General features: G+C 62.3%; 13 protein-coding genes and 1 pseudogene. 6 read left to right on the forward strand and 8 right to left on the reverse strand.

Annotation, left to right across the window (positions count from 1 at the left end; translation table 11 throughout):
* Positions 1-17: 17 nt before the first annotated feature.
* Positions 18-785, reverse strand: a complete 768-nt coding sequence (locus DLD99_RS29580; RefSeq protein ID WP_371850984.1) for a methyl-accepting chemotaxis protein — start codon at positions 783-785, stop codon at positions 18-20.
* Positions 786-923: 138 nt separating this feature from the next.
* Positions 924-2,066: pseudogene (locus DLD99_RS29585) on the reverse strand (cache domain-containing protein); the annotation flags it as partial.
* A 342-nt stretch (positions 2,067-2,408) separates the two neighbouring features.
* Between DLD99_RS29585 and DLD99_RS03640 the strand changes: the two are divergent.
* Both DLD99_RS03640 and DLD99_RS03645 read left to right on the forward strand, forming a co-directional pair.
* Complete coding sequence (locus tag DLD99_RS03640) at positions 2,409-3,305, forward strand: PA4780 family RIO1-like protein kinase (protein WP_085711266.1); 897 nt, start codon at positions 2,409-2,411, stop codon at positions 3,303-3,305.
* A 56-nt stretch (positions 3,306-3,361) separates the two neighbouring features.
* Entirely contained in the window at positions 3,362-4,579 is a 1,218-nt protein-coding gene (locus tag DLD99_RS03645; protein WP_114881304.1) for an MFS transporter, read from the forward strand.
* On the opposite strand, the gene cueR is transcribed toward DLD99_RS03645, so the two are convergent.
* The 3 genes from cueR to DLD99_RS03660 all read right to left on the reverse strand — a co-directional run bounded on the left by cueR (position 4,533) and on the right by DLD99_RS03660 (position 7,828).
* On the reverse strand, positions 4,533-4,946 hold the full coding sequence (cueR, locus tag DLD99_RS03650) for a Cu(I)-responsive transcriptional regulator (RefSeq protein ID WP_025111722.1): 414 nt from the start codon (positions 4,944-4,946) through the stop codon (positions 4,533-4,535). The genes DLD99_RS03645 and cueR overlap by 47 nt on opposite strands.
* Complete coding sequence (locus DLD99_RS03655) at positions 4,943-7,333, reverse strand: heavy metal translocating P-type ATPase (RefSeq protein WP_114881305.1); 2,391 nt, start codon at positions 7,331-7,333, stop codon at positions 4,943-4,945. The genes cueR and DLD99_RS03655 overlap by 4 nt, the downstream gene beginning before the upstream one ends.
* A 108-nt stretch (positions 7,334-7,441) precedes the next feature.
* The gene (locus DLD99_RS03660; protein ID WP_114881306.1) at positions 7,442-7,828 is read right to left on the reverse strand and encodes a hypothetical protein; all 387 of its coding nucleotides are present in this window, start codon (positions 7,826-7,828) and stop codon (positions 7,442-7,444) included.
* A gap of 148 nt (positions 7,829-7,976) precedes the next feature.
* Here DLD99_RS03660 and DLD99_RS03665 point away from each other — a divergent pair, with 148 nt between their 5' ends.
* Complete coding sequence (locus DLD99_RS03665; RefSeq protein ID WP_085711270.1) at positions 7,977-8,174, forward strand: heavy-metal-associated domain-containing protein; 198 nt, start codon at positions 7,977-7,979, stop codon at positions 8,172-8,174.
* A 117-nt stretch (positions 8,175-8,291) separates the two neighbouring features.
* Entirely contained in the window at positions 8,292-9,494 is a 1,203-nt protein-coding gene (locus DLD99_RS03670) for a multidrug effflux MFS transporter (protein ID WP_114881307.1), read from the forward strand.
* 11 nt (positions 9,495-9,505) lie between these two features.
* Here DLD99_RS03670 and DLD99_RS29175 read toward each other — a convergent pair whose 3' ends face one another.
* The 3 genes from DLD99_RS29175 to DLD99_RS03680 all read right to left on the reverse strand — a co-directional run bounded on the left by DLD99_RS29175 (position 9,506) and on the right by DLD99_RS03680 (position 11,184).
* Positions 9,506-9,679, reverse strand: coding sequence for a hypothetical protein (locus DLD99_RS29175; RefSeq protein WP_167443758.1), 174 nt, complete (start codon positions 9,677-9,679; stop codon positions 9,506-9,508).
* Positions 9,680-9,845: 166 nt separating this feature from the next.
* A complete protein-coding gene (locus DLD99_RS03675; RefSeq protein WP_114881308.1) occupies positions 9,846-10,859 on the reverse strand; it encodes a zinc-binding alcohol dehydrogenase family protein in 1,014 nt (337 codons plus the stop codon).
* A 31-nt stretch (positions 10,860-10,890) separates the two neighbouring features.
* Positions 10,891-11,184 (reverse strand): putative quinol monooxygenase, encoded by a 294-nt coding sequence (locus DLD99_RS03680; RefSeq protein WP_114881309.1) that lies wholly within the window; start codon positions 11,182-11,184, stop codon positions 10,891-10,893.
* A gap of 117 nt (positions 11,185-11,301) precedes the next feature.
* On the opposite strand from DLD99_RS03680, the gene DLD99_RS03685 reads away from it, so the two are divergent.
* The gene (locus tag DLD99_RS03685) at positions 11,302-12,231 is read left to right on the forward strand and encodes a LysR family transcriptional regulator (protein WP_114881310.1); all 930 of its coding nucleotides are present in this window, start codon (positions 11,302-11,304) and stop codon (positions 12,229-12,231) included.
* 307 nt (positions 12,232-12,538) lie between these two features.
* Positions 12,539-13,273: an ArsR/SmtB family transcription factor gene (locus tag DLD99_RS03690; protein WP_114881311.1), complete on the forward strand. Its 735-nt coding sequence runs from the start codon at positions 12,539-12,541 to the stop codon at positions 13,271-13,273.
* Positions 13,274-13,377: the final 104 nt, after the last annotated feature.

Below are 13,377 nucleotides of genomic sequence, written 5' to 3' on the forward strand. Positions count from 1 at the left end.
GGAATTCCAAAGGTTACTCAGGTACGGAACCTGCGCACCAATCCATCCAGCTCATTCGACAACCCCGCCAGACTCTGCGAATCCAGCCGCGCCGAATTGGCCAGTTCGGCCACCAGTTGCGCATCACCATGAATCTGGCTGATATGCCGATTGATGTCCTCGGCCACCTGATGCTGCTCTTCGGCAGCCGTAGCAATCTGCGTGTTCATGTCACGAATCACATCCACCGATTCACGGATCTGGCCAAAGCTTTCCCGTGCTTCACCGATGCGCGCCACCGATTGCTGCGACACATCGAGGCTGGCACGCATCTGCTGGGTCACGGCGCTGGTGCGCTTGGCGAGGTTACCCAGCAGCCCGTCGATTTCCGCCGTCGAGTCAGCCGTGCGTTTGGCCAGTGCGCGAACCTCATCGGCCACCACCGCAAAACCACGCCCTTGCTCTCCGGCCCGCGCCGCTTCGATGGCGGCGTTGAGCGCCAGCAGGTTGGTCTGCTCGGCGATGGAGCGGATGGTGCCGAGAATGGACTGGATATCGTTGCTGTCGCGTTCCAGTTGCTGCATCGACTGCGCCGACTGTTCCAGCTCCTGGCTCAGTTGATCGACGCTGTGCACCGCCGCATCGATCTGCTGCTGACCTTCGCGGGCCTGGCGCTGGCCGCTGTCGGCCGACTCCGCGGCCTGGCTGCACGAGCGGGCGACTTCGTTGGCGGTGGCGACCATTTCGTGGAATGCGGTCGAGACCATGTCCACGGCTTCGCGCTGGCGTCCGGCGGCTTCGGCCATGTCGCCGGAAACCCGGGTCGAACTCTGCGAGGTGGCGAGGATTTTCCCTGCGGCGCCGCCGATGTGCTGGATCAGGCTGCGGATCGCGGTGAGGAACTGGTTGAACCAGCTCGCCAGTTGCGCGGTTTCATCGCTGCCGCGGATATCGAGGTTCTTGGTCAGGTCGCCTTCGCCCTGGGCGATGCCTTCCAGACCGCTGGCCACGCTGCGGATCGGCCGCACGATCAGGCTGGCGAAACTGGCGCCGACCACCGCGAAGATGACCGCCAGCACGGCGGCGATGATTGCGATCAGCCAGGTGAGCTTGGTGGCCGAACTCATCACGTCGTTCTGTTTGATCAGGCCGATAAAGGTCCAGCCCAATTGCTCCGACGGCCAGATGTTGGCCATGTAGCGCTCGCCGTTGAGCTCGACTTCCACCAGCCCTTTGCCGGCCTTGGCCAGTTGCGCGTAGCCCTCGCCGAGACTGTCGAGGCGTTTGAAGTTGTGTTCGGGCTGCTTCGGATCTACCAGTACGGTGCCGCTGTTTTCCATCAGCATCAGGTAGCCGGTTTCGCCCAGCTTGATCTGTTTGACGATTTCGGTGAGCTGCTTGAGCGAAACGTCGATGTTGACCACGCCGCCCTGGGCGCCCAACTGGTTGGCCACCGCGCGCACGGTGCTGACCAGCACCGCATCGTCGCCGGCCCAGTAGTAGGCCTCGGTGCGCAGGGTCTTGCCCGGGTTGGCCATGGCGGTCTTGTACCACGGGCGCGTGCGCGGATCGTAGTTGGACATTTTCGGGTCGCCCGGCCAGAACGCGTAGCCGCCGCTGTTCAGGCCATAGGAGACATAGGAATAGGCCGGATGGGATTTGGCCAGTCCTTCGAACAGGGCAAACAGCTGCTTGTCGATTTCACCGTCGCGGGTGTCGTCGGGGTTGGCGCTCATGCGGCTTCTTACGCTGCCATCGGCGCTCTGGACCAGCGGTTGCGCCGCCAGGTAATCGACGTTCTGGCTGATGCCGTCGAAGAACAGCTGCATGGCATTGCTGACCTGTCGGATCTCGCGCCCGCTGCTGTCGACAAATCCTTCCCGGGCATCGCTGCGCAGGTTCAGTACCACCAGGGTGGCGACCAGCACCACGGGCAAGCAGGCGATGATTGCAAACGCCCAGGTCAACTTCTGTTTGATGTTCATCCGCGCTCCAGATTTTCTTGTAGGCCCACGCAGTGCAGATGACTCGCGGTTTTTTGGCAGCCGAAAAACGATGTTTGCCACTCTTTTCCTTGAGTGCGACATCGAAGTTTTTTTGAACGATTGTCGGACAAATTCCTCTGTCTCAGAGGAATTCGGCTGCCGAAGAGGGAAATTGAGGCGAAAGGGGAAAAATCTTACGAAGCGAGTGCGACTGGATGTCAGATTCTGTCGCAAATGCCCTCAAGTCCTTGCGCCAACAAGTTCGACAGGCTCGGCTATGATTCGCAGCGGTCGATACAAGAGCGGTGGATTGACGTATTTGATCCGGCACAGTGTGTGCATCCACAGGTTCACAGGTCGGCAACCCTTCCCCGTGATGCGGGGATTGCCGTATAACGAGTGACATTCGCGTGTTTGGCAATAAAGGACCCACAATAAAAGCTGATGAAGACTCCAAAACGCATTGAACCCCTGATCGAGGACGGTCTGGTCGACGAAGTGCTGCGTCCACTGATGAGTGGCAAAGAAGCAGCTGTTTATGTGGTGCGCTGCGGCAATCAGTTACGTTGCGCAAAGGTCTACAAGGAGGCGAACAAACGCAGTTTCCGCCAGGCGGCCGAGTATCAGGAAGGCCGCAAGGTTCGCAACAGCCGACAGGCCCGGGCAATGGCCAAGGGGTCCAAGTTCGGGCGCAAGGAAGCCGAAGACGCCTGGCAGAACGCCGAAGTCGCGGCGCTGTTCCGCCTGGCCAACGCCGGGGTGCGGGTGCCCAAGCCGTACGACTTCCTCGAAGGCGTGCTGCTGATGGAGCTGGTGGCCGATGAATACGGTGATGCCGCGCCGCGTCTGAACGACGTGGTGCTGGAACCGGATCAGGCCCGCGAATATCACGCGTTCCTGATTTCGCAGATCGTGCTGATGTTGTGTACCGGTCTGGTGCACGGTGACCTCTCGGAGTTCAACGTGCTGCTGACGCCGACCGGCCCGGTCATCATCGACCTGCCGCAAGCGGTGGACGCCGCCGGCAACAACCACGCGTTCAGCATGCTCGAGCGTGACGTGGGCAACATGGCGTCGTACTTCGGCCGCTTCGCCCCGGAGCTGAAGAAGACCCGGTACGCCAAGGAAATGTGGGCGTTGTACGAAGCAGGTACGTTGCACCCGGCCAGCGTGCTGACCGGCGAGTTCGACGATCCCGAGGACCTGGCCGATGTCGGCGGGGTGCTGCGCGAGATCGAAGCGGCGCGTCTGGACGAGGAGCGCAAGCAAGCCATCCGCGCGGCAGAGGATGCGCCGAAAGGCAAGTCCGACGAACCGCCTCCGCCACCGTGGATGCAGTGAGCATCTGAAAAAGAAAACCCGGCTTCGGCCGGGTTTTACACATTCAAGGATTGATTGTGACCACCACCTCCCGCAATGCCCGGCTGATCATCACGGCGCGGCTGATTTCCGATTTCGGCGCTTTCCTGAACATGGTGGCGCTGGCCACTTATGTCTACCTGCTGAGCAACAGCGCCATGAGCGTCGGGATCTTCCTGGCCAGTCGCGTGGGCGGGGGGATTTTCGCCAGCCTGATCGGCACCGCGTTCTATCGCCGATGCAGCGGTCGCTTGCCGTTGATGGTCTACGATCTGCTGCGCGCCGCTGTGCTGGGGTTGTTGCTGATCGTGCCGGTCAGTCAGCAGGCGCTGTTGCTGCCGCTGATTGCGTTCGGCCTGGGCTTTGGCAATTCGATGTTCGCCATCGGCCTCAACAGCCAGTTGCCGCGATTGATCGAGCCGGCGCAGTTGCTCAAGACCAATGCGTGGATCACGTCCGCCTCTTCCATGGCGATGGTCGGCGGCAGTCTGGTGTCCGGGTTGCTGGTCGCGGGATTCGGTTTTGAAATGGTGTTTGCGCTGAATGCGCTGACCTATCTGTTGGCGGCGCTGTTGATCGTGCCGCTGCGGTTCAGCGCACCGGAGCCGGTGACCGAATCTAGCGCTAAACAGGGTGAGTGGTCGGCGTTGTTGCAGGGATTGCGCAGTGCCCCGGTGGTTGCCGCGATGCTGGCGGTCACGATGGCCGACACCTTGGGCAGCGCTGCGCACAACGTCGGATTTCCGATCATTTCCAGACTGCTCACGCCGGACTCGGCGAGCACCACGCTGGGCCTGATGCTCGCAGTCAGGGCCGTCGGCAAACTGCTGGGCGCACGAATCGCCAGTCGCCTGAACGGCTCTGACAATATCCATCTGGAGCGTCGCTACTTCGGCGGCGTGCTGCTGATGTCTTGCGGTTTCATCCTGATGTTCCAGCAGCACAGCGTTGTCGGGCTGTTGCTGTTTTCGTTGCCGGCCGGGCTGGGCGACGGATTCTCGGAAGTGGGGCTGATGTCACGGTTGCAACGGGAGCCGGAACCCCTGCGCCTGCCGATATTCAGCTTCCTGACGCTGTTGCAGATGACCGGGTTCGGTGTCGGCATGCTGATCGCCGCACCGTTCTACAACGGGTGGGCGCCGGGTGCCGTGGTGCTGCTGTTCCACGGCATTCCCCTCGTCACTGTGCTGTCGATGAAGATCCTGTTGCTCAGGCGCGGGCGGGTTGCGCGCAGCAGCCCGACGCCAGTTCCTTGAGGATCGGGCAGTCCGGGCGGTGGTCGCCGTTGCAGTGTTCCACTAGGTCCTGCAGGGTGTCGCGCAGCTCGCCGAGTTCGCGGATCTTCTGATTCAGCTCGTCGATGTGCTGGCGGGCCAGGGCCTTCACATCGGCGCTGGCGCGCTGGCGGTCCTGCCAGAGCGTCAGCAGTTTGCCGACTTCTTCCAGCGAAAAGCCCAGGTCCCGGGAGCGTTTGATGAATGCCAGGGTATGCAGGTCATCGTCGCCGTAAACGCGATAGCCGCTGTCGGTGCGATGGGCGGCCTTGAGCAGGCCGATTGACTCGTAATAACGAATCATCTTCGCGCTCAGGCCACTGTGGCGGGCCGCTTGGCCGATGTTCATCGATTGTCCTCCAGATCCTCGGGTTTCCAGGTTTTCAACAGTAGCGCATTGCTCACCACACTGACGCTCGACAGGGCCATTGCCGCGCCGGCCAGCACCGGATTGAGCAAGCCGAACGCCGCCAGCGGAATGCCGATCAGGTTGTAGACGAAGGCCCAGAACAGGTTCTGGCGGATCTTCGCGTAGGTCTTGCGGCTGATCTCCAGCGCGGCCGGCACCAGTCGCGGGTCGCCGCGCATCAGGGTGATGCCGGCGGCGTGCATGGCCACGTCGGTGCCGCCACCCATGGCGATGCCGATGTCGGCAGCGGCCAGTGCCGGGGCGTCGTTGATGCCGTCGCCGACCATGGCCACGACCCCGGTTTTCTTCAGTTCGGCGACGGTGGCGGCTTTGTCTGCTGGCAACACCTCGGCGTGGACGTTCTCGATGCCCAGCGCTTCGGCGACGACGCGGGCGCTGCCACGGTTGTCGCCGGTCAGCAAGTGGCTGTGGATATGTCGCGCAGCCAGTTGTCGCACCGCATGCAGTGCGCCGGGCTTGAGGGTGTCGCCGAAGGCGAACAGACCGAGTACTCGGGGTTCGGGGCTTTGTTCGATCAGCCACGACAGTGTCCGGCCTTCGGTTTCCCAGGCCTTGGCGGACTCCGCCAGCGTGCCGGCGTCCAGACCGGTTTCTTCCAGTAGTCGACGATTGCCCAGCGCCAGGCGCCGACCGTCGAGATGGCCGGCGATGCCACGACCGGTCAGGGACTGGCTGTCGCTGACGTCGGGCACCGTCAGATTGCGTTCGGCACAGGCATCCAGCACTGCTTTGGCCAAGGGGTGTTCACTGCCGCGTTGCAGCGCGCCGGCCGCTGTCAGCAGAGCGTTTTCATCACCGTCGATCGCACTGAAATGCGCGATGCGTGGGGTGCCGGAGGTCAGGGTACCGGTCTTGTCGAACACCACGGCGCTGACTTCATGGGCGCGCTCCAGCGCTTCGGCGTCCTTGATCAAAATCCCGTGGCGAGCGGCGACACCGGTGCCGGCCATGATCGCGGTCGGTGTCGCCAGACCGAGGGCGCAGGGGCAGGCGATCACCAGCACCGCGACGGCGTTTATCAACGCGGTTTCCAGCGGCGCACCGTAGAGCCACCAGCCGATCAGCGTGGCGAGGGCCAGCAGCAGAACCGTCGGCACGAACACCTGACTGACTTTATCCACCAGTTTCTGGATCGGCGCCTTCGCGGCCTGAGCGTCTTCCACCAGACGGATGATCCGCGCCAGCACGCTTTCCGCACCGAGCGCCGTGGTGCTCACCAGCAAGCGGCCTTCGCCGTTGATCGCGCCGCCGGTGACCTTGTCCCCCGGCTGCTTGGGCACCGGCAGGCTTTCGCCGCTGATCAGCGCTTCGTCGGCATGGCTCTGGCCTTCCAGCACCTCGCCGTCCACCGGGAAACGTTCACCGGGTTTGACCATTACGAGATCGCCGAGGCGCAGGGCGCTGATGGCGACGTCCTGTTCGCGGCCATCGATGACTTGAATCGCCCGCTCCGGCCGCAGCGCTTCCAGTGCGCGGATGGCGCTGGCGGTCTGGCGTTTGGCGCGGCTTTCCAGGTACTTGCCGAGCAGCACCAGCGCGATGACCACCGCCGAGGCTTCGAAATACAGATGCGGCATGCCCTCGGTGGTCGTGGCCCATTCATAGAGACTCAAGCCGTAACCGGCGCTGGTGCCGAGGGCCACCAGCAAATCCATGTTGCCGGCCCCGGCGCGCACGGCTTTCCACGCGGCCACATAAAAACGTGCACCGAAGATGAATTGCACCGGAGTGGCGAGGGTGAATTGCGCCCAGGCCGGGAGCATCCAGTGAATACCGAACGGTTGCAGCAGCATCGGCAACACCAGCGGTAAGGCGAGGGCGATGGCGCAGATCAGCGCCCAGCGCTCGTGATTCAGGCGTTGCTGATGATTGTCGGTCTGGTGTTCATGTTCGAAGAGGCTGGCCGAATAACCGGCCTTGCTCACGGCAGTGATCAGGGCTTGTGGGTCGACTGCGCCGAGCAGCTCGAGGTGGGCGCGTTCGTTGGCGAGGTTGACGCTGACGCTTTTCACCCCTGGCACTTTGTTGAGTGCACGTTCGACACGACCGACGCAGGAGGCGCAGGTCATGCCGTCGATGTTCAATTCCACGGTTTGCTGCGGCACGCTGTAACCGGCGCGCTCAACCGCTTCCATCAGCGCCGGCAGGCTGTCGCCGGGGGCCTGCACCCGGGCCTGTTCGGTGGCGAGGTTGACGCTGACGGCACTGGCGCCGCTGACTTTGCTCAAGGCGCGCTCGACGCGGCCGGCGCAACTGGCGCAGGTCATGCCGCTGATGGGCAGATCGAACGTGATGGAATCGGACATCGGTCGTACTCCCTGTAGTGGATGCCTACAGGATCAACCTTGCCATGCTGGCAAGGTCAAGGCCAAAAAAAGGGGGAGCCTGCCGGCTCCCCCTTTTCGGGCCCTGGCTCAGTATTCGAGCGCGGCTGGCCGCAGGTACAGTCCCCTTTGATCGTTGGACGCGATCCGGTACTTCACCACACTGCCGGCCTTGAGCGTGATTTCCTGCGCCGGCGGTGCCAGCATCCCTGGCTTGCAGCCCGGCATCTGGCTTGGCTCCAGTTTCAGACGAATGGAAACTTTGCCGTAGGGCAGATTGAACGATGTGGTCTGTTCCTGAAGCAGCCGCCCGGCCAATTGATCCTGGATGTACACGCCGATCTCGCAGGAGGTCGGCACTTCCAGACGCTCGCGGGAGATGATCAGAACGGCGTAATCCTCGCCGGTTGCGTTGGCCTGGGGCAGGCAGGCAAAGAAGCTGAGTAGGCCAAACAGGCTGAAAGCTGACCAGCGCATGGCTGAATCTCCTGAATTGATGTCATGGATGCACGCAGCTTGGCCGAGCGCGGCGCCGATTGCCAGCCCGGCAGTTGTTTGCAGAACTTGACCTTGCCATCGTGGCAAGCTCGACACTGCCGGCAACCTCACTCAAAGGAGTCATTCCATGCAAGTGTTCAGTGTTGAAGGCATGTCCTGCGGTCACTGCGTCAAGGCCGTTACCCAGGCGGTGCAGAGCAAGGATCCGGCGGCCAGCGTGCGGGTCGATCTGGCGGCGAAGGAAGTCGGTGTCGAAAGTGCGTTGAGCGCCGAACAAGTGATCGAGGCGATCAGCGAAGAAGGCTACGCCATCAGACTCGCCTGAACTTTTTAATAGTTAGCGAGCTACCGGATTGTTCAAGGCGTCCTCGCGCGGCTAGACTGTCGGGCTGCACTCTTTACCAAAGTGCCCGCCCAACTGCCTGCCAAACCTGGACGCCTGATGAACTTCCGTACCATTCTGATTCTCGGTGCCTTGACCGCTTTCGGTCCGTTGGCGATCGACTTCTATCTCCCCGCGTTTCCCTCCATGGCGCTGGCGTTCGGCACCGATGAGAAACACGTCCAGCTGACGCTGTCGGCTTACTTCTTTGGCTTGTCCATCGGCCAACTGGCCTACGGGCCGGTGGCGGACCGTTTCGGGCGGCGGATTCCATTGCTCACCGGCCTGGTGCTGTTCACCCTGGCGTCATTGGCCTGCGCTTATGCGCCGAATCTGGAATGGCTGATCGGTGCGCGGTTCGTTCAGGCACTGGGCGGTTGTGCAGGGATGGTGATTGGCCGGGCGGTGGTCGCCGACAAATGCGATGCCGTGGAATCGGCGAAGGTCTTTTCGCAACTGATGCTGGTGATGGGACTGGCACCGATCCTGGCGCCGATGCTCGGCGGTCTGCTGGTCAACACCACGGGGTGGCAGTCGATCTTCCTGGTGCTGACCGGCTTCAGTGCCATGGCCGGTCTGGCGGTCGCTCTTGGCCTGCCGGAAAGTCTGCCGGCCCATGTTCCGCGCCAGCCTCTGTCCGGTGCACTGCGCCAGTACGGCCGCCTGCTGACCGACCCGATCTACATGGGCCATGCCCTGACCGGTGGCATCGCCATCGCCGGGATGTTTGCCTACATTGCCGGCTCGCCCTTCATTTTCATCAAGCTGTACGGCGTTCCGCCCGAGCATTTCGGCTGGCTGTTCGGCACCAACGCGGCGGGCTTCATTCTGGTGGCGCAGATCAATGCGCGACTGTTGGCCAAGCGCGGCCCGGCGTTTCTGTTGTCGCGGGCAGTCTGGGTCTACTTCGGTGCCGGGCTGACCTTGCTCGCGGTCAGCACCCTGCACACCGAGGCCCTGTGGCCGCTGCTGATTCCATTGTTCATTTGCGTGGCCAGTCTTGGCTGCATCAGCCCCAATGCGGCGGCGAGTGCGATGAACGGCCAGGGCGCTCGCGCCGGCAGTGCTTCGGCATTGCTCGGGTGCATGCAATTCAGCGTCGCCGCCGGGGCTTCGGCGCTGGTGGGAGTCTTGCACGACGGCACCGCCGTGCCGATGGCCATGGTCATCAGCCTGTGCGGTCTGTTGGTGGTCAGCGCGGCGATGCTCACCCGGCGCATGCAGAATGCCCGGGCGCTGGCAAAGGCGCAGGCCGAAGTCTGAACGGAAGAAACTCAGCCGACAGCGCGTTGCTGGGTAATCTCGGGAATCTGATGGGGCGCGTGCAGACGCGCTTCGAGGGTGCGGGTGAAGGCCAGGGCTTCGGCTTCACTGCGGAATGTCACGGCGTGCTGGTCAAGGCGAACTTGCCATTGGGACTTTGCCACTTCTTTTATCAGGATCTTCATTGCTGACCTCCCGTACGTAAAAGATTGCATCGCAGAGGTTTCGATTGTAGACCCGAATACGATCGCAATTGTGACAAGGGTCAAGCATCTGACTGACGGCAAAAAGTGACCGCAGCCCCCGAGTCAGCCACTTCTGGCGCTGACGAAGACTGCGGCCTCCGGAGTTTTAGAAACTTTCTAAAACAATTTTCCCCTTGGCCTTGCCGCTTTCCAGCAATTCATGGGCCCGGCGCAGGTTGCTTGCATTGATCTTGCCGAAGTGCTCGCCCACCGTGGTTTTCAACGTCCCGGCATCGATCAGGTCCGCCACGCGGTTGAGCAGTTTGTGCTGCTCGATCATGTCCGGCGTCTCGAACAGCGAGCGGGTGTACATGAACTCCCAGTGCAGCGACAGGCTCTTGCGCTTGAGCTTGGTCACGTCAAGCGACTTCGGATCATCGATCAGCGCCAGTTTGCCTTGCGGCGCCAGAGCCTCGACCAGTTGGTCCAGGTGCTGGTCGGTCTGGGTCAGGCTGGCGACGTGGGTCACATGAGTGAGGCCGGCGCGTTTCAGTTCTTCGCTCAATGGCTGGCTGTGATCGATCACCACGTCGGCGCCCAGTTCTGTCACCCACTCCCGGGTTTGCGGACGGGAGGCGGTGCCGATCACTTTGAGCCCGGTCAATCGGGCGGCCAGTTGGGTCAGGATCGAACCCACGCCACCGGCGGCGCCGACGATCAACAGGCTCTGACCTTCGTCAGTGTTGTCTTCGCGGATTTGCAGGCGTTCGAACAACAGCTCCCACGCCGTGATGGCGGTCAGTGGCAGGGCGGCGGCTTCGGCGAAGCCGAGGCTTTTCGGCATGTGGCCGACAATGCGCTCATCCACCACGTGCAGTTCGCTGTTGCCACCGGCCCGGGCGATGGAACCGGCGTAGAACACCTTGTCGCCGGCCTTGAACAGCGTCACTTCGCTGCCCACCGACTTGACCACACCGGCCACGTCCCAGCCCAGCACTTTGGCGGCGCCGCCTTCCGGCGCGACGTTCTGGCGAACCTTGGTGTCGACCGGGTTGACCGAAATCGCTTTGACTTCCACCAGCAGGTCGCGCGGGCCGGCTACTGGCTCCGGCAGTTCGATGTCTTGCAGGGATTTTTCGTCGCTGATGGGCAGGGAGGCGTAATAGGCGATGGCTTTCATGTTTGGCTCCACAAATTAATAGAAGAAAGACTCAGGCGATGGCGCCCAGGCGTTTTAACTGGAAGTGTTCGATGCAGTGGCCGGCGGTGGCCTGGAAGTCCTGAAAGTGTGCGCTGGCATTGTGTGCCTGAAGGACTTCCTCGCTGGCCCAGTGCTCGATCACATAAAAGGTCAGCGGATCGGCCAGGTCGCGGTGCAGGTCGTACTGGCTGCAGCCATCCTCGGCACGGCTCGGCTCAACCAGTGCGCGCAGGGCGTTTTCGAGTGTGTCCTGCTGGCCGGACTTGGCGATCAGGGTGGCGATAGCGGTGAAGGGCTGGGACATGGTCGACTCCGGAACGGGATGAATTCGATGGGAGGCATGATTAGCTATTTCTACGCGAGATAAAACCGGCTAAAAGAGCAGTCTCTTTCAATATTTTTTTGATAATCGAGGCTGATGATGTTGCGGTTCGATGACTTGCAGTTGTTTGTCCGGGCGGCGGATCTGGGCAGTCTGTCGGCGGCGGCACGGGTGATGGATATGTCCCCCGCCGTGGCCAGCGCGGCGCTCAAACGTATCGAGCAACAGCTCGGCGCACGCCTTCTGGCGCGTTCCACTCGCAGTCTGCGGCTGACCTCCGAGGGCGAAGGTTTTCTCGAATACGCCCGGGCGGCGCTGAGCAACCTGGATGAAGGGCGTCGTCTGCTGGCCAGCGGTCAGGATCAGGTCAGTGGGATTCTGCAGTTGTCGGCCCCCTCGGATTTCGGCCGCAACCTGCTGCTGCCGTGGCTCGATGAGTTTCAGCGCGAACACCCAAAACTGACCGTGCGTCTGTTGCTGGGCGACCGCATCGCCGACCTGTTTCGCCAACCGGTGGACATCGCCTTGCGCTACGGCGAACCGGAAGACTCCAGTCTGGTCGCGTTGCCCATCGCCGCACAGAACCGGCGGGTACTGTGTGCCTCTCCCGGCTATCTGGCGAAACACGGTGAGCCGACTCAACTGGAACAGCTCGCGCAGCACAATTGCCTGCTGTACATGCTGGGCAGTCGGGTGCACGACCACTGGAGTTTTCATGACGGCAAACGCGAGGTCGGCCTGACCGTCAGTGGCGATCGTTTCAGCGACGATGCCGATGTGGTGCGCCTATGGGCCGTCGCGGGGGCGGGCATCGCTTACAAATCCTGGCTGGATGTGGCCGGGGATGTTCTTGCGGGGCGATTGAAAGTTCTGCTGCCGGGGCTGCTCTGTGAGCGGGCTCCGCTGAATCTGCTGTGCGCCCATCGCGCACAATTGAGTAAGCCGGTGAACCTTCTGAGGGAGATGCTCGCCAGCCGTTGCGCGGAATTGAGTAGCCGATTTCCCGTTTTTCCGCAGGTTGATCATTAGTCGCAGGCAAAAAGCGAAATTTCTGTCAGGAACAATCACCAGATGGACCTGCTCCGGCGCAGGACGCTGCGGGCAACCCGCTTATACTAGCGCTCGCCTGAAGCCTGCACCCGCACGCAGGCACAGGCATGATCGGGCTGACACCGGCCGGGTAGCGGTGACGGTCGTGTCGAGTACTGCGAATACCGGGTGGCAGTGTGTTGCCTTGCCTCGGATCAAGGCGTTTTTGCGCGGCTTGGCCGACGACTGATTACTGGTCAAGATGTCTCTGAGCAGTAGACGATACGTTTCAACAGGGAGTGAATACATGGAACATGCACCTTGCATCAGCCAGATCGCCACGTTGCTGGCCGATCCCAAACGCAGCGCGATGATGTGGGCGCTGATGGATGGTTCGGCCCGGCAGACCGAGGAACTGGCGCTGCTGGCGGGGCTGTCGCCCTCATCGGCCAGTGCGCATCTGGGGCGCTTGTCCGCTGGCGGTCTGTTGAAGGTCGAGGCTCGCGGGCGCAAGCGCTTCTTTCGCCTGGCGGCTCCGGAAATCGGCGCGGCCATCGAGGCTTTGGCCAGCGCCACGCTCGCCAGTGCCCCGCGGGAAATTCCCGATGTCTTCAAACGCGCCACACCCATCGCCAGACCCCAGTCCGCACCCTCTTCCCTGCTGCGTGCGCGTTTTTGCGACGACCATCTGGGTGGCACGCTGGCGGCCGACCTGTACCAGCGTCTGCTGGATGCCGGCTGGATCGAACAGCTCGAACATCGGGTGGTGGTCACTCACAAGGGGGCGACACAATTGGCCAGTCGCGGGGTCTTCATCCAGGCGCTGGCCCACCGTAACGCACAGGTCGCCTGTGCGTGCCCGGACTGGAGCGAGCGGCGCCCGCACATGGGGGGCTCGCTAGGTGCGGCGTTGTTGCAGCTGTTCATGCAGTCCGGCTGGTTGACGCTACCCAACGACTCCCGCGCCCTGCAGCTGACGGCGACGGGACAGCGGGAAATTCATCGATTCGCCCGGGAGACCGAGCTGGAAATGGCGCTGTAGAGCGCTTTGCTCCATTGTCCGGATGACTGGCGTCGCCTACGGCTGCGAACAGGTCGCATCTGGCACAAAGGCTGAACGGCTATCGCGCACACTCGATCCGCAGA

It is taken from the genome of Pseudomonas kribbensis (assembly GCF_003352185.1).
Taxonomy (GTDB): domain Bacteria; phylum Pseudomonadota; class Gammaproteobacteria; order Pseudomonadales; family Pseudomonadaceae; genus Aquipseudomonas; species Aquipseudomonas kribbensis.